Raw genomic sequence first — 18,546 nt, 5'->3', positions numbered from 1 at the left:
GCCGGCCGCCGGCCCGGTCAGGATGTCGGGCCGGTCAGGATGTCGGCCAGGGCGGCCAGGCGCTCGCGGGTGAGGTCGGGGCGCAGGCGGCGGCCCCAGGTGAGGGTGGCCAGACCGTGCCAGGCGCTCCACAGGACCTCGGCGACGAGGTCGGGGTCGCGGTCGGCCGCCACCGGCTCGACGGCCTGCCTGATCTCGGCGAAGGCCGCCAGGAGGGGCTGGGGCGTACCGGCTTCCGAGTGCTCCAGGCCCACGCCGAGCGTGAGCATGGCCTCGTAGAGGACCGGGCCGCGGGCGGCGAAGTCGGCGTAGGCGCGGGCGACCGCGTCCAGGGCCGCGTGCGGGTCCCGCGAGGAGAGCCGGGCCGCGTGCAGGGCCGCGGTCAGCTCGGTGAAGCCTTCGAGCGCCACCGCGTTGACGATGGCGTCCTTGTTCTTGAAGTGCTGGTAGAGCACGGGCTGGCTGTACTCGATGCGCTCGGCCAGCCGCCGCGTGGTGACGAAGTCCCAGCCCTCCGCCTCGGCCATCTCGCGCGCCGTGGTGAGGATCAACTGGCGGCGCTGGGCCTGCTCTCGGACGCGGCGCTCTCGGAGGGTCATGCCGACTACGGTAGCACTGTCGGTGACATTCTAGTTGTCAGTGATAGGGTTTCTGTCTTTGGACGGGGTTCTTTTTCGGCCGGGTTCCACAGGCGTCGTCTAGTGGACTTCTAGGCGCGGTCGGCAGCATGCGGGGCAAGACCGCCCACGGAGAGGCCACCCCATGCAGACCCCGACTCCCCTGGAGCAGTTGCTCGACTTGGCGGCGGACCTGCTGGGCCACGACCGGCGGACCCTGCCGGCCAGGGCCTCGGGTTCGCCCTTCATGACCCTCGGCGGTGGGCTCGGCCAGGCCATGCGGCTGCAGGCCCTGGCCGGCGAACGGCTGGAACTCTCGCTGGATCTGCCGCAGTTGCTGGGCCCCGTCCCCCTGGCGGACGTACTCGCGCGGGCCGTTGCCGTTCCGCGGAGTGCTGCCGTTCCGCAGGGCACTGCCGTTCCGCGCGGCGGCGCGGCCGACGCGGCGGGCTCCGGTCCGCGCGAGCTGCTGCCCGGGCAGCTGGCGGCCCTCACCGCGCAGCAGTACACCGGCGCCGCCGCGGTGCACCGGATGCTCAGCGCCGAGCTCACCGGGCCGCTCGACCTGGGGGCGCTGCGTGCGGCCCTGGACGCCCTGGGCGCACGCCACGAGGGGCTGCGGACCGCGTTCGGGCCCTCACCGCGCGGCCCCGTACGGCGTGTTCTCGACGCGTACGCGTACGCACTGCCGCTCGTCGTGATGGCGAAGGTAGCCGCCGGCCCGGGCGAGGACCCGGTGGCCGCGGCGCACGCGCGGCTGGTGGTGGACGTGGAGCGGCTGGCCGGGCATCCGGAACGGCCGCCGCTCGCCTTCGCCCTGACGCGGCTGGCGGCGGACCGGCACCTGCTGACCTTCCTCTACCACGAGGCCGCGGTGGACTGCTGGTCCGTCTCGCTGGTCTGGCGGGAGCTGCTCGCCGACTACGGCCGCGCCGTGGGGAGCCGGCCGCTCGACCGGAGCGGCCGCTGCGGTTCCGACGCGGTCGCGCGGCGGGCCGAGGGGCTCGACCGGTCCGGTGCGCTGCGCGCGCTGGCGGCCCAGCGGGTCGAGCGGCTGCGCGATTTCCCCGCCGTGGTGGACCTGACCGGATCGGGCCGGAGGCCGGCGGTGTTCGACTACCGCGGCGACCGGGTGCTGTTCGGCCTCGGTACGGCCCTGCGCGAGGCGGTCGACGCCACGGCCGCACGGGCCGGGGTACCGCACGCGGTCCTCCTGCTCTCGGCGTGGGCGCTGACCGCGGGCCGGCGCTCCGGACACGAACGGCTGCTGGTGGGCACCGAGATGCCGCGGCGCCCGACGGCCGAGCTGATGGGCACGGTCGCACCGTGCTCGGCGACGGTGCCGGTGTGCTGCGAGCTGGAGGGCGGGGTCGACTACTTCCTGCGGGGCGTCGCCTGCGCGTTCGGCGAGGCGCTCGGTTACGCGGACCTCGACTCGGCGGCGCTGGCGCGCGAGCTGGGCGTGCCCGGGGACCGGTCCCGGCCCTCGCTGACACAGGTGGCCTTCGCGGCCTGCGACGAGCTGCTGCCCGAGACCCTGGAGGCGGGGCCGCTCTCCTCGCGCTTCCACCACGGACACCTGGGCGGCGCCACCGCGGACGCCACGCTGCGCGTGCTGCGGTGGGGAGGGGATCCGCTGCTGAGCCTGGAGTTCGCCTCCGGCGTGTTCACCCGGGCCGAGGCTGCGGAGCTCGCGGGCGAACTGCGGGGGTGTGTGGAGGCGCTGACGGAGGCCGACGGGCTGGAGCCCGTCGAGGACCTGCCGGGCGCCGCCGACGGTGCGGCCGCGGCCGGAGCTGCCCGTGCTGCGGCGATACCGCCGGGCTGACGGGCGCGCGGACGGGCCGGAGCCCGTCGAGGACCTGCCGGGTACCGCCGACGGCGCGGCCGGACCTGCCCGGCCTTCGGCGATACCGCTAGTGCCGTGGCCGGAAGGGTGTGCCGGGTCGCGGTGTCCGGTGCGGTGGATCGCAAGGCGGAGGACCGCGGCTCGTACGGGACGTACGGCCGCGGTCCGACAACGCGGCGAGGTGCCGGGCGCCGCGACCCGGCGAACCTTTCCGGTCACGGCACTAGGCCGTCTCTTTCGGATCTTGTCGGCCGAGTCCGCGGTGTCTGGTGCCGTGCCTGGGCGTGCTGTCGGGGCGCTCGCGTACGGGGCGTACGTGGTCGCCTCGGCAGTGCGGCCAGGCGCGGTGCCGGGCGTCGCGGGCCCGGCAAGATCCGAAAGAGACGGCCCAGGCGACCGGCCACGGTACATCCGGTGCGCACGTGACCGGGGGAAGGTCCGTGCGCACCGGATGCCGTGGGCCCGGACGACGGGGGATGGACGTCCGGGAGTTCGGTGTCACCGGCGCTCCGTTGCTCCGGTGGTACTGCGGGGCCGGGTGCTCCGGGCGGCGGGCCCCGGGCCCGGAGCCGGGCCGGGGGCCGCCGGCCCGGGACGCTCCGGTCAGGCGGTGAAGTCGGTGAGGCGGGCGGCGACTTCCTCCGGGGCCGGCATCGCGGCGATCTCCGCCGCGACCTTGCGGGCCGCGTCCCGGTAGCTCTCGTCGGCCAGGATGCGGTGGGCGTGCTCCGTCACGGCGTCGGCCGAGAGGTCGAAGAGCACCTCGCCCGCACCGACGGCGTGCAGCGCCTGGCCGTTGGCCGGGCCGTCCGCGCCCTGCGGGAGGATCAGCTGGGGCAGACCGGCCGCGAGCGTGGCCAGGGTCGTGCCGCTGCCGCCGTGCTGGACCACCAGCGAGGCGCGCGCCAGCACCTCGGACTGCGGCACCCACGGCGCGGCGATCACGTGGGCGGGCAGGTCGCCGAGTTCGGCGCGCTGGATCCGGAACCCGGTGGCCACCAGGACCGGCACGCCCAGCGGGCTCAGCCCGTCGATCGCGGTGCGCAGGTTGTCGGCGGAGCCCAGCGCGGTGCCCAGCGTGAGGTACACGAACGGGTCGCCGGAGGCGCCCAGTCCGCCCGGGATCTCGCCCTGCTCCACGTACGGGACGGGGCGCAGCTCGATGCGCGGCCAGCCGGACTCCAGGACGCTCCGGTCCTGGATGGAGGGCGGGGAGATGTCGATGAGGGTGTTGCCCAGGGTGCTCGCGCGGTCGGCCGGAACGTCGACGCCGAGGTCGGCCGCGGTGGCGAGGATCTCCTGGCGGAGCCGGTCGGCCTCGTGGTCCTGCGAGATCGGGCCCACGCCGTGCGCGACGGCGGGGATGCCGGCGAGCCGTGCGGCGAAGCCGGCGCCCGGGTTGAGCACCTCGTGCACCACCAGGTCGGGGCGGTACGTGGCGAAGGCCGTGGCCAGGTCGGCGGCGACCCAGCGCGGCAGGACGGAGCCGAACACCTTGATGTGCAGGTCCGCGAGGACCGAAGCCGGAACGTCCTGAGCTCCCACCTGGCCACCGTGCTGCTCGAGGAAGGCTTGACCGCCCGCTGCTTCGATGAACGCCTCGGGTACGGACCGGCCTGCCGTCACCGGCTCGAACCCCGCCTCACGGAGGGTCTGGTGGAACTGCTCACCCGTGGCGAACGCGACCTGGTGGCCGGCTGCCCGTGCGGCCCTCGCCAAGGGAAGCAAGGGGAAGATGTGCCCGAAATTGCCCACGCTGGCAAAGAGGATTCTCATGAGGCCTCAGCGTAGGGTCGCCCCCATCCCATGTCTAGTGCTGCTAGGAAATTTATCGCCGACCCATTTCCTTTCAAGGCTCGCTCCAGTGGCGGCCGATCACGCGCCCCCATCCTCGCGATGCGGCCGCCTGCCCCCGGGCATGCGGAACAAGGCGAAGGAGCCATTGATGATCACAGCCCAGACGGTGCCCACGGGCCTCGTTCCGAGTCTCGGGCGACGGTTCACGCTGTCGGCCCAGACCCTCGACAGCGCGGTGACGCCCAACCCGGTGTTCCGCGCGTGGTTCGCGGAGCAGCGGCGCACCAACCGCTACGACGTGCGGCGCATCCCCTTCTCCGAGCTGGTCGGCTGGCACTTCGAGGAGTCCACGGGCAACCTCGTCCACGACAGCGGCCGGTTCTTCTCCGTCGTGGGGCTGGACGTGCGGACGGAGTGGAACGGGTACGGCGCGTCCTGGTCGCAGCCGATCATCAACCAGCCCGAGATCGGCATCCTGGGCATCGTCGTCAAGGAGTTCGACGGCGTCCTGCACTGCCTGATGCAGGCCAAGATGGAGCCCGGGAACATCGAGACGGTGCAGCTGTCCCCCACCGTGCAGGCCACCCGGAGCAACTACACCGGTGTGCACAAGGGCGCGGCCGTCAACTACATCGAGTACTTCAGGCCTCCGCGGGTGGGCTCGCGGGTGCTCTACGACTCGCTCCAGTCCGAGCAGGGTTCCTGGTTCCTGCGCAAGCGCAACCGGAACATGGTCGTGGAGGCCATCGGCGACGTGCCGGAGCACGAGGACTTCGTGTGGCTGACGCTCGGCCAGATCCACCAGCTGCTGAACGAGTCCAACGTGGTCAACATGGACGCCCGCACCGTGCTGTCGCTGATCCCCTCCTTCACCAGCGAGGGCACTCCGCTGCACAGCACGGAGACCCTGCTGAACCGGCTCACCGAGATCAAGGCGCTCCGGGAGCTGGTGCAGACCACCATGCCGCTGTCGGACGTACAGCGGTGGAAGCGCACGGAGTACGCGATCGAGCACGAGACGGGGCAGCACTTCAGCGTCATCGCCGCCTCCGTGCAGGCCGCGAACCGCGAGGTGAAGAGCTGGACCCAGCCGCTGATCGCCCCCGCCGAGCAGGGGCTCGCGGCCTTCCTGGTCCGCCGGATCGGCGGGGTGACGCACCTGCTCGCGCAGGCCAGGTCCGAGGCGGGCGTCCTGGACGTGGCGGAGCTCGGCCCGACCGTGCAGTGCCAGCCGGCCCGCGCGCTGACCCTGCCTCCGGAGCAGCGGCCGCGCTACCTGGAACTGGTCCTGCGGGGTCAGGGCCGACTGCTGTACGACACGGTCCAGTCCGAGGAGGGCGGCCGCTTCCACCACGCGGGCAACCGCTACGCGCTCGTGGAGGTCGGGGAGGAGTTCCCCCTCGACGTTCCCGAGGACTTCCTCTGGGTGACTCCGGGACAGCTCGCGGGCCTGCTGCGGCACAGCAACTACCTCAACATCGAGGCCAGGACGCTGCTGACCAGCCTGCGCGCGACCCGGGCGCTGGACGGGGAGTACGGCCTGTGAGCGCGAGCGGGACCGGGAACGGGACGGAGCCGCGGGCCGGGCGGCTGCGGATCGGTGTGCTGGGGTGCGCGGACATCGCCGAGCGCCGCATGCTGCCCTCGATGCTGCGGCAGCCGCTCGTCGAGGTGACGGCCGTGGCCAGCCGCAGGATCGAGCGGGCGCGGCAGTTCACCGAGCGGTTCGGCGGCGCCGCCGTGGCCGGGTACGAGCGGCTGCTGGAGCGGGACGACGTGGACGCGGTGTACGTGCCGCTGCCGCCCGAGCTGCACGTGGAGTGGACCCTGCGGGCGCTGGCCGCCGGCAAGCACGTGCTGTGCGAGAAGCCGTTCGCGACCCGGCTGTCCGACGCGGAGAAGGCCGTCTCCTTCGCCCGGGAGAACGGTCTGCTGCTGATGGAGAACTTCATGTTCCTCCACCACTCCCAGCACGCGGAGGTACGGCGGCTGGTGGCGGAGGGCCTGATCGGCGAGGTCCAGCTCTTCGGCTCGGAGTTCGGCATCCCGCTGCGCCCCGACGCGGGACCGCAGGGGCTCCCCCGGCGCGCGAGCACCCTGCCGGAGGTCGCCGCCTATCCGATCCGCGCCGCCCGGCTCTTCCTCGGCGACGGACTGCGGGTGGCGGGTGCGCAGGTGCGCCCGGACAGTCCGTACGGTCCGCAGCCCTCGGGCAGCGCGCTGCTCGTCGCGCCGTCAGGGGTGGCGGCCCAGCTCGCGTACGGAGTCGAACACGGCTACCGCAGCGGCTACGGGCTGTGGGGCAGCGAGGGCCGGCTGCGTCTGGAGCGCGCCTTCAGCACCCCGGACGAACTCACGCCCGTGCTCCGGGTGGAGCGGGGCGGCACCGTCACGGAGATCCCGCTCGCGGCGGACCGCCACTTCACGAACATCGCCGGCGTGTTCGCCCGCGCGGTGCTGTGCGGGGAGGACTTCACCCCGCACACCGAGGCGATCCTGGCCCACGCCCGGCTCGTGGACGAGGTGGAGCGCGCCGCCTCGTTCTGACGCCGGGACGGCAGGACGACGGAGCGACGGAACGGCCGATGGGCCGGTGCCTGCGGTGGACCCCACCGCGTGCACCGGCCCATCGGCCGTTCCGTCGTCCCGTCCGCGGGGCGCTACTCGCCCTGGCCCGCGTAGAAGTCGGCGCCGAGCTGGTGGAACATCCCCGCCACGTCGAGCTGGTCCCAGTGCTCGGCCAGCAGGCCGTCCTCGACGCGCCAGATGTCGATCGTCTGGAAGGTGAGGGTGCGGCCGGTGGCCGGTATGCCGAAGAAGACGCCCTGGTGGGTGCCGGAGTACTCGAAGCGGCCGACGATCCGGTCGCCGTCCACGATCAGGTCGTGCACGACGATCTTGACGTCCGGGAAGGCGTCGAAGATCTGCTGGAAGAAGGCCGTGTTGGCCTCGATGCCGTCCGCGACGATCGGGTTGTGGTCGATGTGTCCGGGAGCGGTGTGCTCGGCCATCGTGCTCACGTCGTGACTGTTGATCATGTCCACGAAGCGCTGGATGAGTTCGCGGTGGTTGTCAGACATATCGGGTGCCTCTCTGGGCTCTCGCGTCGGTGGGCGGTGGACCGAGGATCCTCAACCCCGGTCGAGCCCTTCTGGAGGACGCCTGGCCCGCGAGCGGTCACTTCCGCCAGAAGAGGTGGTGCGTCACCCCGCTCGGGCTGGGGACCACGTCCAGGTGGAACCGGTCGAGCAGCTCGTCGGGGGACTCCCAGAGACGGACTCCGGAGCCGAGCTCCAGTGGCGAGACCACCACGTGCAGGGTGTCGACGAGGTCGGCGTCGAGGAACTGCCGGATGGTGGTGGCCCCGCCGCCGAGCCGGACGTCCTTGCCCTGCGCCGCCTCCTTCGCCTGCCGCAGGACCGTGGCGGGGTCGCCGGCGACGAAGTGGAAGGTGGTGTCGGACAGCGTGATCGAAGGACGCTCGTGGTGGGTGAGGACGAACACCGGGGTGCGGAACGGGGGCTTCTCGCCCCACCAGCCCTGCCACGTGTGGTCGAGCCAGGGCCCGCGCTGGGGACCGAACTTGTTGCGTCCCATGATCTCGGCGCCGATGTTGCGGTCGTAGTCCCGCGTGAAGTAGTCGTCGAGGCCCCGGCTGCCTCCGGGATCGGTGCGCATGGGCCAGCTCGCCGTGGCGCCGGCCCACGCGAACAGCCTCCCGGGATCGACGTGCCCGAACGGCCTCTCCAGGGTCTGGTCCTCGCCGGCACCGATCCCGTCGCTCGAGACGTTGAAGTTCTGGACCCTCAGCAGCTGAGCCACGTGTTCCTCCTGTGTTGGCGACGACCTTACTGAGAGGGACCTTCCCGACCGGGGAAACTCATCGCTGCTTCCGGGTGACGTCTGCCCGGCCGGTCCCCGACCCCGGCTCAAGCGCCCGCTCCTAGCCTTCGGTGCCATGAAAGCTCTCGTGCTCTCCGGCGGGGCCGGAACCCGCCTGCGCCCCCTCACCCACACATCAGCCAAGCAGCTCGTTCCCGTGGCCAACAAGCCGGTGCTCTTCTACGGCCTGGAGGCGATAGCCGACGCCGGCATCACCGAGGTCGGGATCGTCGTCGGGGACACCGCCGAGGAGATCAGGGAAGCCGTCGGCGACGGCTCGAAGTTCGGGCTCCGCGTCACCTACATCCCGCAGTCCGCGCCGCTGGGCCTGGCCCATGCCGTGGTGATCGCCCGCGAGTTCCTCGCCGACGACGACTTCGTCATGTACCTCGGGGACAACTTCATCGTCGGCGGCATCCGCGGCCTGGTCGAGGCCTTCCAGGCGGAGCGGCCGGCCGCGCAGATCCTGCTCACCGAGGTCTCGGACCCGAGGGCCTTCGGGGTGGCCGAGCTGGGCCCCGACGGCCGGGTGGTGGGCCTGGAGGAGAAGCCGGAGTTCCCCAAGAGCAACCTCGCCCTCGTCGGGGTCTACCTGTTCACCGCCGCCGTGCACCGGGCCGTGCGCGCCATCGAGCCGTCCTGGCGCGGCGAGCTGGAGATCACCCACGCGCTGCAGTGGCTGATCGACGCGCGCGAGGACGTCCGCTCCACGACGATCTCCGGCTACTGGAAGGACACCGGGAACGTCGCCGACATGCTGGAGGTCAACCGCTCCGTCCTCGAACTCGCCGAACCGCACACCCGCGGCTCGGTCGACGAGGACAGCGAGATCATCGGGCGGGTCCAGATCGACGAGGGCGCCACGGTGAGCGGATCGCGCATCGTGGGTCCCGTCGTGATCGGGCAGGGCGCGGTGGTGTCCGGGTCGTACATCGGCCCGTTCACGTCCATCTCGCGGGACTGCCGGATCGTCGACAGCGAGATCGAGTTCTCCATCGTCCTGGACGGGGCCTCGGTGCGCGGCGTCAGCCGGGTGGAGGCCTCGATCATCGGACGCCACGCGGAGGTGACCCCCGCCCCGCCGGTGCCCGCCGCCCACCGGCTCGTCCTCGGAGACCACAGCAAGGTGCAGATATCCTCATGACCACGACACGCATCCTGGTGACCGGCGGAGCCGGGTTCATCGGCTCCCACTACGTCCGTACGCTGCTGGGCCCCCAGGGGCCGGGCGACGTGCAGATCACGGTGCTGGACAAGCTCACCTACGCGGGCAACCCCGCCAACCTCGACCCCGTCCGCGGGCACGCCGGCTTCCGCTTCGTGCAGGGCGACATCTGCGACGCGGAGCTGGTGCGGGAGCTGGTGGCCGGGCACGAGCAGGTCGTGCACTTCGCCGCCGAGTCCCACGTGGACCGCTCCATCCTCGGCGCCGGCGAGTTCATCACCACGAACGTCCTGGGCACCCAGACCCTGCTGGACGCGGCGCTGCGCCGCCCGGGCGGCAGCGCCCGCTTCCTGCACGTCTCCACGGACGAGGTGTACGGGTCGGTGTCCGAGGGGTCCTGGCCGGAGACGGATCCGCTGCGGCCCAACTCCCCGTACGCGGCGTCCAAGGCCTCCTCCGACCTCGTCGCCCTGTCCTACCACCGCACGCACGGCCTGGACGTGCGGGTCACGCGCTGCTCGAACAACTACGGGCACCACCACTTCCCCGAGAAGGTCATCCCGCTGTTCGCCACCCGGCTCCTCGACGGGCTGCGCGTCCCGCTGTACGGGGACGGGCAGAACGTCCGGGACTGGCTGCACATCGACGACCACGTCCAGGGCCTGGAGCTGGTGCGCACCGGAGGCCGGCCCGGCGAGGTGTACAACATCGGCGGCGGTACGGAACTGAGCAACAAGGAACTGACCACGCTGCTCCTGGACCTGGCCGGTGCGGGCTGGGACAGCGTCGAGCACGTGGCCGACCGGCTGGGGCACGATCTGCGCTACTCGGTGGACTGCTCCAAGATCTCGGCGGAGCTGGGCTACCGGCCGCGCAAGGACTTCGCCGAGGGGCTCGCGGAGACCTTCGCCTGGTACCGGGACAACCGCTCCTGGTGGGAGCCCCTCCAGCAGCGGGCCGCCCTGGCCTGAGCGGGCCGGCAGGAGGGCCGGCGGGCACACGAAGACGCGGCGGGCAGGTACGGCGCCCGCCGCGTTCTCGTGCGCCCGGATCAGCGGGCGGGGCGGTTCGCGTAGGAGTCCCCGTAGGAGGCGACGGCCTCCTGGTACGTCGGGAGCAGCCCGAGGGCGGCGGCCTGCGAGAGGCTCGGCGCGGCGGCGTCCTTCGCGGACCTGATGTACGGCTCCGAGCCGTTCCACGGTATGCCGATCTCCGGGTCGAGCGCCTGGATGTCCACCATGGTGCCGGGCACGTACTCCTCGGAGCAGAGGTAGTTCATGCAGGTGTCCTCGGTCAGGGCGAGGAAGGCGTGGCCGAGGCCGTCCGCGAGGTAGACGCCGATGCCCGAGTCGGCTTCCTGGAGGGTGGTGTCGAACATGCCGAAGGTGGGCGAGCCGACCCTCAGGTCCACGACCACGTCGAGGGCGGCGCCCCGGACGCAGGTCACGAGCTTGGCCTGGCCGGGCGGCAGCGTCGTGCCGTGGATGCCGCGGAGCGTATGGCGCCGCGAGACCGAGAAGTTGACCTGCCGCACGGTGAACGGCTGGCCGGTCAGCTCGGTCAGTTCGCCGATGCGCCAGGCCTCGAAGAACCTGCCGCGGTTGTCCGACAGCGGCGACGGCGTGATCCGGAAGGCGTCCTGGATCTTCATCTCCTCAATGGGCATGATTCCTCGGTTCGTTGTCGTAAGGGGTGGACTGCGGGCCGGTCAGAGTCTGTGGCGGCCGGCTCCGGCAGCGCTCGGAGCGGGCTGGAGCGGACATGGCGACGGCCTCCGCGCGGGCGCGGAGGCCGTCGACAGGCGTACGGGGCTGCGGCCTCAGCGCACCGCGGCCGGAGTGGACTCCTCGGCGGCCGGAGCGGCCGCGGCGCGGGCCGGGGCGGACTGGGACGCGGCCGGAGGTCCGGACTGCGCCACGGGCGGGGTCGCCGCCCGGCGGCCCGGGGCGAGCAGCATGGACAGGGTCGCGGCGGCCACCGCGGCGGCGCCGACCCACATGGCGGGGACGAGGCCGTCGACGAAGTTCTCCGCCGAGGCGTAACCGCCGTTGGCGCTGAAGATCGAGGCCAGCAGGGCCACGCCGAGCGCGGCGCCCACCTCGCGGGTGGCGGCGGTGACGCCCGAGGCGATGCCCTGCTCCTGCTCCTTGACGGAAGCCATGGTCAGGTTCATCAGCGGTGCGTAGAACAGCGCCATGCCCGCGCCGCAGATCATGAGGGAGGGCAGCTGGGCGACGTAGGAGGTGCCCGGTTCGAGGACGAACGCCCACCAGACCATGCCGGCCGTCATCATCGCGAGGCCGACGGTGACCACGGGCTTGCCGCCGACGCGGTCGGAGATCATGCCGCCGAGCGGGGCCACGACCATCGGCATGGCGGTCCAGGCGAGCAGCCGGACGCCGGTCTCCATGGCGCTGTAGCCCTGGATGCTCTGGAAGAACTGGGTCATCAGGAAGATCGCGCCGAACATGCCGACCGACATCAGGGTGCCGGCCAGGTTGATCGCGGTGAACGCCTTGATCCGGAACAGCCGCATCGGCACCATCGGGTGCTCGGTGTGGTTCTCCCAGAGGACGAAGAGGACCATGACGAGGGCTCCGCCGATCAGGGAGCCGAGCACCAGCGGCGAGGTCCAGCCGTCGATGTTGCCCTTGACGATGCCGAGGACGATGCCGAACAGGCCGATGCCGCCCAGGATGGTGCCGACGACGTCGAGACGGGATCCGGAGATCTTGCTCTCCGCCAGCATGCGCAGCGAGACCGGCGCGAGGACCAGGCCGATCGGCACGTTGAGCCAGAAGATCCACTGCCAGGAGAGGTGCTCGACGATGGCACCGCCGACGAGCGGACCGGCGGCGACCGAGAGGCCGTTGACGGCGCCCCAGATGCCGAGGGCCGTACCGCGCTTCTCCGCGGGTACCGCGGCGGTCAGCAGGGTCACCGAGAGCGGCATGATCATCGCCGCGCCGGCGCCCTGGACGGCGCGCGCCGCGATCAGTTCCGCGATGCCCGGGGCGAGCGCCCCGGCGGCCGAGGCGGCCGTGAACAGCAGCAGGCCGAGGACGAAGACCTTGCGCCGGCCGAAGCGGTCACCCAGTGCGGCGCCGAACATCATCAGCACCGCGAAGGACAGCGTGTAGGCGTTGACCGTCCATTCCAGATCCGAGAGGCTGCCGCCCAGTTTGTCCTTGATGGTGGGCAGCGCAGTGATGATCACCAGCTGATCGAGCCCCGCCATGAAGGAGGCGACGCTGGTGGTGAGGATGGCCCATAAGACCACCTTCTTGTTCCCACCGCCCGAGGCTGGGGGGTTGACGGCGCTCATTCAGAGCTTCCTTTCTGGAGGGTGACACATGCCGAGCCGGCGCTCCTGACGCTACGGACGGAACCTCAAGTTCAACTTGAGTTCCGGTCGGGGCGCCGCAACGCTGCGGGGCCCCGCACCGGCATCGGTACGGGGCCCCGCATCAGCGCGAAGGGCGTACCGGGTCAGCCGAGCTGACGCTGGAACGTGGCGATGTCGAAGTAGAGGGTCTCGTCGACCAGCACGTCGCCGTCGAAGTGGAAGAAGACGGCGACGGGGGCGTCGATGGACTTGCCGAGGTTGGGTATCCCCCGCCAGTCCGCCTCCTGCTTGCCGCGCGCCTGCGCCTCGAGGATGACCGCGGTGGGGGTGTGGTGCACGTGGTGCAGCTCGTGCTCCAGGTTGGGGAAAGCGGCCTGGAGCTCGGCGAAGTAGCCCTTCTTGATGGCTTCGGCACCGATCAGCGGGCCCTCCTCGAAGGCCTGGATGCGGTAGATGCCACCGCGCGGGAAGGTGGCGAGCACACCATCGATGTCCCAGGCGATCTCGGCGACCGTGTGCTCCAGGATGACCGCTTCGCGCTTCTTGCGCAGGTCGGCATCGGGCTGGGGCAGGTCCGCACCGGGCAGGATGAACTCGTGCTCCATGGCCATGACATTTCCTCCACGCATCGACCGTCTTCTGATGCGGCTGACGCTAGGAGGCACGCCTCGGCGCACCCTCGATTCCGGCTCGAATGCCGGTTCGTACGGGTGGACGTACGGGCGACCGTACGGGTCGGTCAGGCGGCGGCCCCGCTCCGGTCTGCGGTCTGGGGCGGACGGTAGGTGGGCCGGTAGCCGCAGGCCAGGCCGACCGGAGCGAGCAGGGTGGACAGGGCCATGTCGACGGCGTGCGGGCGGCCGGTGACGGCCCGGTACTCGTCGCGGAACCCCAGGGCGAGCAGCGGCATCTGCAGGAAGGGGGTGCCGTCGGGGCGCAGCCTGCCCTCGCCGGCCAGCCCCCACAGGGTTTCGAAGAGCTGCTCGGTCCGGTAGGCGGGGGTGACGCGCCAGGTCATCCGGGTCCGCTCCGGGCCGTCGTTCCACATCGAGTGGGCCACGCCCGGCGGGATGTGGAACTCGGCTCCGGCTCCGTAGGTGTGCAGGGTGCCGTCGAGCCGGACGTTGATCTGCCCGCTCTGGACGCGGAAGAGCTCGGTCTGCTTGGGGTGGTAGTGCGCGGGCGGCATGTGGGCGGCGCTCGCGTAGTCGACCTCCACTTCCAGGTAGGCCCCGTCCGTGTCGGCCGCCGTGGCCAGGAAGGTGAGCCGGTCGGCCCCCATGTGCAGGGTGTCTCCGGAGCGTGCCATCGGATGTTCTCCCATTCATCGGTCCGGGCGGTCCGGACGGTCGGGGCGGTCAGGCGGCGGGGGCCTCGATGTAGCTAAGGGCGTTGAAGATCGTGCGGTTCGGGTCGGTGATGGCCCGGCGTCCGTGCATGACGCGGGTGTTGTCGATGAGGGCGGCGTCGCCGTCCTGCCAGTCGAGGTTCTCCGTGAGGCGGGCCGTCACCGACTCGACCTCGGCGAGCAGTTCCGCGGACAGCTCGGTGCCGTCGGCGAAGGTGATCTTCGGCTTCTCGTAGTTGAAGGAGGGCCCGAGGATGCTGTTGGCGAAGGAGGGCCGCTCGGCGAAGACGGTGCGGTCGGCGGCGGGGGTGCGGAAGGAGTAGCGGACTCCGCCGTCCTCCTGGGCCACGATCCTGGTGCCGGGGGTCCGGTCGCCGAGCGCGACGAGCTCGGCGACGTCGATCTCCTCGGCCGGCGTGGTCCCGCCGAGCAGGTGGTGGGCCATGGCCCGCCACTGCGCCTCGCCGACGTAGCGGCTGTAGACGATGTCCTGCGCGGCGAAGGCCTCGCGCGCGGCGGGGCTGAAGGCGTCCCAGACGCGGTAGCCGTCGCAGACGGTGGTCTGGGAACCGGAGGACGCGGCCTTCTGGCAGAAGAACCAGGCGAGGTGGGAGCGGAAGGGGCTGTTGCCGTTCTCGGTGTGCAGGCCGACCTCGTCGAAGCCGGCGTCGACCTTCTGCGCGACCTCGGAGTAGAAGTCGCGGGCGGGGTCGAGGGTGGTCGAGGTGGACGTGGCCTGCACCAGCCCGGTGAAGCCGGCCATGTCGGAGCCGCCGAAGCCCCGGAGCAGGAGGAAGCCCGCCTGCGCCAGCAGGTCGCGCAGGACCTTCGGGTCGATGTCCGCGAGGTTTCCGCCCTCTACGGGCTCCACGAGCAGTCCGGTGCCGGTGCCGTAGGGGGTGGTTCTGACGGCGGTCGTCGTGACGGCGGCCGTGGTGACTGCGGAGGTCATGCGTGCTCCAGGTTCTTCTCGGTGTGGTCCGGCGCGGTGTGGTCCGGCGCGGTGTGGTCCGGCGCGGTGGCGTCAGGTGCGGTGTGGTCCGGCGCGGTGTGCTGGTGCAGTACGCGGGCCCGTACGACGTCGCGCCGCGGGCGGCCGGTGACGGTGAAGCAGGTGGCGTACCCGGGGTCGTCCTCGGGCATCAGGTGGATGACGGCGGCGCGTTCGATGCCGGAGAGCCGTTCGCGGCCGAACTCCTCGATCCGGCGCCGTGCGGCGTCCGGGTCCAGGCCGGCGTCGACGACGAAGAGGCCGTGGACCTGTTCGAGCCCGTCGGCGACGATCGCGGCCTCGCGGATGAATCCGAGTTCCCTGTAGCGGGCCTCGACCCACTCCGGAGAGACGTTGCGTCCGCTCGCGGTGATCACCATGCTCTTCTTGCGGCCGGTGATCCGCAGGTAGCCGTCCTCGTCGATCTCGGCGAGGTCGCCGGTGTGCAGCCGCCCCTGTTCGTCCACGACGACGCTGGAGGGGTCCTCCCGGGTGTATCCGGCGAACAGGGAGCTGCTGTGGATCAGCAGTTCGCCGTCCTCGGCCAGCTCGGCCCGCACGTGGTCCAGCGGGCGTCCGACGGTGCCGAAGCGGACCTCGCCGGGAACGTTCCAGGAGACCACCGAGGAGTTCTCGCTGAGCCCGTAGCCCTCGTGGACGGTGAGTCCGTACGCGTCCAGGCGCTGCAGGACCTCCGCGGGCACGGGGGCTCCGCCGCAGGCGACGAAGACCGGGCCGTCGTGGCCGAAGATCCGCTGGTGGCGTTCGCGCACGCCCTCCAGGGGCTGCTCGTCGCACAGCGCGAGGAACAGGGCGGCGACCGTGGGCGGTACGACCAGGGCGGTGGGGCGGGCCTGGCGCAGCAGGGTGAGCATCCGGGGGCCGGCGTCGGCGGCGGTGCCGACCAGCGCGGTGCCGGGCGGCAGGAAGGACACCGAACCGCCCGTGAGGAAGGGCATGTAGAGCCCGGCGACCTGTTCGATGAGCAGGCTCAGGGGCACGACCGAGAGGTAGCGCTCGAAGTCGGCGGGGCGGATCCGTGCCCGCAGCGAGGTCAGCAGTTCGTCGAGGCCGTGCCGGCGGATCCGTACGCCCTTGGGGGCCGAGGTGGTGCCGGAGGTGTGGATGACCTTGACGACCGCGTCCTGCGCGGGGACTTCGGGGAGGGGCCCCGCGGCGGGCGCCCCGGCCAGGAGTTCCCGCAGGCCGACGGGGGTCACGGAGCAGCCGGCCGGCAGGACGGCGGTCTCGGTGCTCTGCGTCCAGCGCTCCAGGGCGCGGGCGCCGCTGTCGTCGACGAGGCAGATGTCGGCGGTCTCCAGGAGGGAGGCCGCCTGTTCGGCGGTGAAGGCGGTGGGGACCGGGATCTCCACGGCTCCGCCGAAGAGGAGGGCGAGGTCGGCGACGACCCACTCGGGGGAGTTCTCGGCGAGCAGTCCCACCCGGGCGGGGCGGCCGTGCTCCGCGGCCCAGCGTTCCAGGCGTCCGGCCCAGACGCGGGCGGCGCCGATGATCTCGCGGTAGCTCCAGGAGGCCGCGGTGCCGGCGGGGGCGCCGTCCGGGCCGACGGCGGCGAGGACGCGCACCATCACGGCGTCGCTGTCGGCCTGTTCGAGCAGCCGCCCGGCGAGGGACACCCGGGGTGTGTCATGCGGCACGGGTCAGCACCTTCGCCTTCGGGCGGTTGCTGACCAGCCGCATGTCGATCTTCTCGAAGCAGTAGCGGCCGATCGCGGCGAGCAGCAGGGTGCTCTGTTCGGCCGCGATGGCGTACCCGACCATCGGCTGGGTCTCGTAGTACGAGCCCCAGGAGGCCGCTTCTTCGGAGGTGAGGCGGTCCGACGTGGCGTCCGCGAGGGGGTGGAAGACCACGCCGAGCCGCTCCATCAGTGCGGCGAGCCGCTCGGTCATGGTCATCACCGCGTAGGGCCGGCCGAGGCACGCCATGACCAGGGGGATCGCTTTGATGATCTCGGCGCCGGCGGTCACCCTGGCCGAGGCGATGTTGCCGACCTGCATGACCTGGGTGCGTTGGACGAAGCCGTCGACGGCGGCGCCGATGATGTCCTCGACGGGTGCGTCGAGGTAGCGCTCCAGCAGGATCTCGGAGCTCTCGGCGTAGGTGATGCCCGCGCAGGCGAGTGCTTCCTCGGTGCCGTCCTCGGCGTCCTCGAAGAACGCGAGGAAGGTGTCCGGGTCGGGGAAGATGTTGGCCTGGTACTGCTTGGCGAACACCGTCCGGGCCAGGTCTGCCGCGACCTGCCAGTCAGGAGTGCCGCGCTCCGAAAGCGTGATTCTCATGTGCCGCCCCCTTGGAGGGTGGAGTGGGAGGGGTGGTGCGGGAGCTCAGCGCAGGCCGCCGAGTACGGCGGTGCGCCGGGTCACCGGCTTGGCGGCGACGGCGAGTCGGGCGGCGTGTACGGCGCTGTTGATCGAGGTCTCGGCGAGGATGCCGGGGGCGGCGACGGCGTCGCCGATCAGGTAGACGCCGTCCCCTCGGTCGACGGCGGGGCGGTCGCGCCAGCTCAGGCCCGGCAGGTCGAGGGCTCCGGTGCGGCCGCGGGAGACTCCGTCGCGGCGCCACAGGATGCGGTCCTGCCAGCCGGGGGTGGTGAGGTCGAAGAGCTTTTCCAGCCGGGCCAGCGCCTCGTTCTTCGACTCGCCGGGTCGCAGCGGCATGGCTCCCTGGAAGAGGGCCTCGCCCTTCGGGGCGAGCGAGGGGTCGTGGTCGGAGTACTGGGAGGTGAAGCCGCCCTCGTCCATGTCGAAGGAGACGTTCCCGTCCTTCTTCGACCGGGTGACGGCCATGTCGAGCAGGGCGGAGGTGCCGCTGGGCCAGTCCAGCGAGCTGTCGCCGAGCAGGCTGCGGGCGGAGGCCAGCGAGGTGGCGACGATCACCGGTCCGTCGGTGGGCAGTTCGGTGAGCCGCGACCCGGTCTCGATGACGACGCCGTGCCGTTTGGCCACGCGCTCCATGCGTTCGACGACGGTGCCCCAGCCGCCGATGAAGTAGCGGCTGGGCAGCGGGAACCGGGGGGTGCCCACGCGCAGCAGCCGCTCCCAGACGAAGGCGGCGGAGAGCCGGCCCGGGTCGCCGTCGAAGAGGATGGGGCCGAGGAAGCCGAGGGCCTCGTTGACGGTCTGCTGCTCGAAGCGCTCACTGGCCCAGTCCTGGAAGGAGCGGTCGATGGGGACCTCGATGTCCCGGTGGAGCCAGCACATCTTCATGTAGCCGCTCGGCAGGGTCATCCGCAGTTTCCCCTGGTGGCGGAAGCGCATCCGGGTCCACTCGTGGAACGACAGCCGTACGTAGCGGCCGGCCAGGCCGCGCTGGAGCAGCCAGTGCCAGACAGGCCCGTTGTCCATGATGGTGTGGGGGCCGTCGTTGGTGACGTAGGGCGCCGAGGCCGACCGGGCGCGCCCGCCCAGGTGCGAGTGGGCCTCGTGGACGGTGACGCGGGCTCCCTGCTCCGCGGCCGAGATCGCCGCGGCCAGACCGGCCAGGCCTCCGCCGATGATCGTGATGTTCGCCATGGTCATTCACTCACTCA

General features: G+C 71.8%; 17 protein-coding genes. 5 read left to right on the top strand and 12 right to left on the bottom strand.

Annotated features, from left to right (window positions below):
• Positions 1–17: 17 nt before the first annotated feature.
• Positions 18–599 carry a TetR/AcrR family transcriptional regulator gene (locus ACZ60J_RS34155; RefSeq protein ID WP_469687950.1) on the bottom strand — a complete coding sequence of 194 codons (582 nt, stop codon included), beginning with the start codon at positions 597–599 and terminating at the stop codon, positions 18–20.
• A 163-nt stretch (positions 600–762) separates the two neighbouring features.
• On the opposite strand from ACZ60J_RS34155, the gene ACZ60J_RS34150 reads away from it, so the two are divergent.
• Positions 763–2,445 carry a condensation domain-containing protein gene (locus ACZ60J_RS34150; protein ID WP_469687949.1) on the top strand — a complete coding sequence of 561 codons (1,683 nt, stop codon included), beginning with the start codon at positions 763–765 and terminating at the stop codon, positions 2,443–2,445.
• Positions 2,446–3,069: 624 nt separating this feature from the next.
• Here the strand turns inward: ACZ60J_RS34150 and ACZ60J_RS34145 are convergent.
• Entirely contained in the window at positions 3,070–4,242 is a 1,173-nt protein-coding gene (locus ACZ60J_RS34145; RefSeq protein WP_469687947.1) for a glycosyltransferase, read from the bottom strand.
• Between the two features lie 169 nt (positions 4,243–4,411).
• On the opposite strand from ACZ60J_RS34145, the gene ACZ60J_RS34140 reads away from it, so the two are divergent.
• Together ACZ60J_RS34140 and ACZ60J_RS34135 are read left to right on the top strand one after the other, a co-directional pair.
• Entirely contained in the window at positions 4,412–5,809 is a 1,398-nt protein-coding gene (locus ACZ60J_RS34140) for an NDP-hexose 2,3-dehydratase family protein (RefSeq protein WP_469687945.1), read from the top strand.
• A complete protein-coding gene (locus ACZ60J_RS34135; RefSeq protein WP_469687943.1) occupies positions 5,806–6,810 on the top strand; it encodes a Gfo/Idh/MocA family protein in 1,005 nt (334 codons plus the stop codon). Before ACZ60J_RS34140 ends, ACZ60J_RS34135 begins: the two co-directional genes overlap by 4 nt.
• Before the next feature lie 113 nt (positions 6,811–6,923).
• On the opposite strand, the gene ACZ60J_RS34130 is transcribed toward ACZ60J_RS34135, so the two are convergent.
• Complete coding sequence (locus ACZ60J_RS34130) at positions 6,924–7,343, bottom strand: ester cyclase (protein ID WP_469687941.1); 420 nt, start codon at positions 7,341–7,343, stop codon at positions 6,924–6,926.
• Between the two features lie 97 nt (positions 7,344–7,440).
• The gene (locus ACZ60J_RS34125; protein ID WP_469687939.1) at positions 7,441–8,085 is read right to left on the bottom strand and encodes a dihydrofolate reductase family protein; all 645 of its coding nucleotides are present in this window, start codon (positions 8,083–8,085) and stop codon (positions 7,441–7,443) included.
• A gap of 136 nt (positions 8,086–8,221) precedes the next feature.
• Between ACZ60J_RS34125 and ACZ60J_RS34120 the strand changes: the two genes are divergently transcribed.
• Both ACZ60J_RS34120 and rfbB read left to right on the top strand, forming a co-directional pair.
• The gene (locus ACZ60J_RS34120) at positions 8,222–9,289 is read left to right on the top strand and encodes a glucose-1-phosphate thymidylyltransferase (protein WP_469687937.1); all 1,068 of its coding nucleotides are present in this window, start codon (positions 8,222–8,224) and stop codon (positions 9,287–9,289) included.
• Complete coding sequence (gene rfbB / locus ACZ60J_RS34115) at positions 9,286–10,281, top strand: dTDP-glucose 4,6-dehydratase (protein ID WP_469687936.1); 996 nt, start codon at positions 9,286–9,288, stop codon at positions 10,279–10,281. The genes ACZ60J_RS34120 and rfbB overlap by 4 nt, the downstream gene beginning before the upstream one ends.
• A gap of 80 nt (positions 10,282–10,361) precedes the next feature.
• Here rfbB and ACZ60J_RS34110 read toward each other — a convergent pair whose 3' ends face one another.
• From ACZ60J_RS34110 to ACZ60J_RS34075, 8 genes are all read right to left on the bottom strand, one after another.
• Positions 10,362–10,976, bottom strand: a complete 615-nt coding sequence (locus tag ACZ60J_RS34110) for a dTDP-4-dehydrorhamnose 3,5-epimerase family protein (RefSeq protein WP_469687934.1) — start codon at positions 10,974–10,976, stop codon at positions 10,362–10,364.
• 153 nt (positions 10,977–11,129) lie between these two features.
• The gene (locus ACZ60J_RS34105; protein WP_469687933.1) at positions 11,130–12,635 is read right to left on the bottom strand and encodes a DHA2 family efflux MFS transporter permease subunit; all 1,506 of its coding nucleotides are present in this window, start codon (positions 12,633–12,635) and stop codon (positions 11,130–11,132) included.
• A 164-nt stretch (positions 12,636–12,799) separates the two neighbouring features.
• Positions 12,800–13,267, bottom strand: coding sequence for an ester cyclase (locus ACZ60J_RS34100; protein WP_250745285.1), 468 nt, complete (start codon positions 13,265–13,267; stop codon positions 12,800–12,802).
• A 128-nt stretch (positions 13,268–13,395) separates the two neighbouring features.
• Positions 13,396–13,965, bottom strand: a complete 570-nt coding sequence (locus ACZ60J_RS34095; RefSeq protein ID WP_469687931.1) for a cupin domain-containing protein — start codon at positions 13,963–13,965, stop codon at positions 13,396–13,398.
• Positions 13,966–14,014: 49 nt separating this feature from the next.
• On the bottom strand, positions 14,015–14,956 hold the full coding sequence (locus ACZ60J_RS34090; protein WP_469687930.1) for a TauD/TfdA family dioxygenase: 942 nt from the start codon (positions 14,954–14,956) through the stop codon (positions 14,015–14,017).
• Positions 14,953–16,653, bottom strand: a complete 1,701-nt coding sequence (locus ACZ60J_RS34085) for an AMP-binding protein (protein ID WP_469687928.1) — start codon at positions 16,651–16,653, stop codon at positions 14,953–14,955. The genes ACZ60J_RS34090 and ACZ60J_RS34085 overlap by 4 nt, the downstream gene beginning before the upstream one ends.
• The gene (locus tag ACZ60J_RS34080) at positions 16,643–17,296 is read right to left on the bottom strand and encodes a thermostable hemolysin (protein WP_469687926.1); all 654 of its coding nucleotides are present in this window, start codon (positions 17,294–17,296) and stop codon (positions 16,643–16,645) included. The genes ACZ60J_RS34085 and ACZ60J_RS34080 overlap by 11 nt, the downstream gene beginning before the upstream one ends.
• A gap of 45 nt (positions 17,297–17,341) precedes the next feature.
• Positions 17,342–18,529, bottom strand: a complete 1,188-nt coding sequence (locus tag ACZ60J_RS34075; protein WP_469687925.1) for an FAD-dependent oxidoreductase — start codon at positions 18,527–18,529, stop codon at positions 17,342–17,344.
• Between the last annotated feature and the right edge of the window lie 17 nt (positions 18,530–18,546).

It is taken from the genome of Streptomyces sp. NPDC104226 (genome assembly GCF_055584085.1).
Note: the sequence above shows the minus strand (reverse complement) of the source record. Positions and strands in the feature narration are given on the sequence as shown.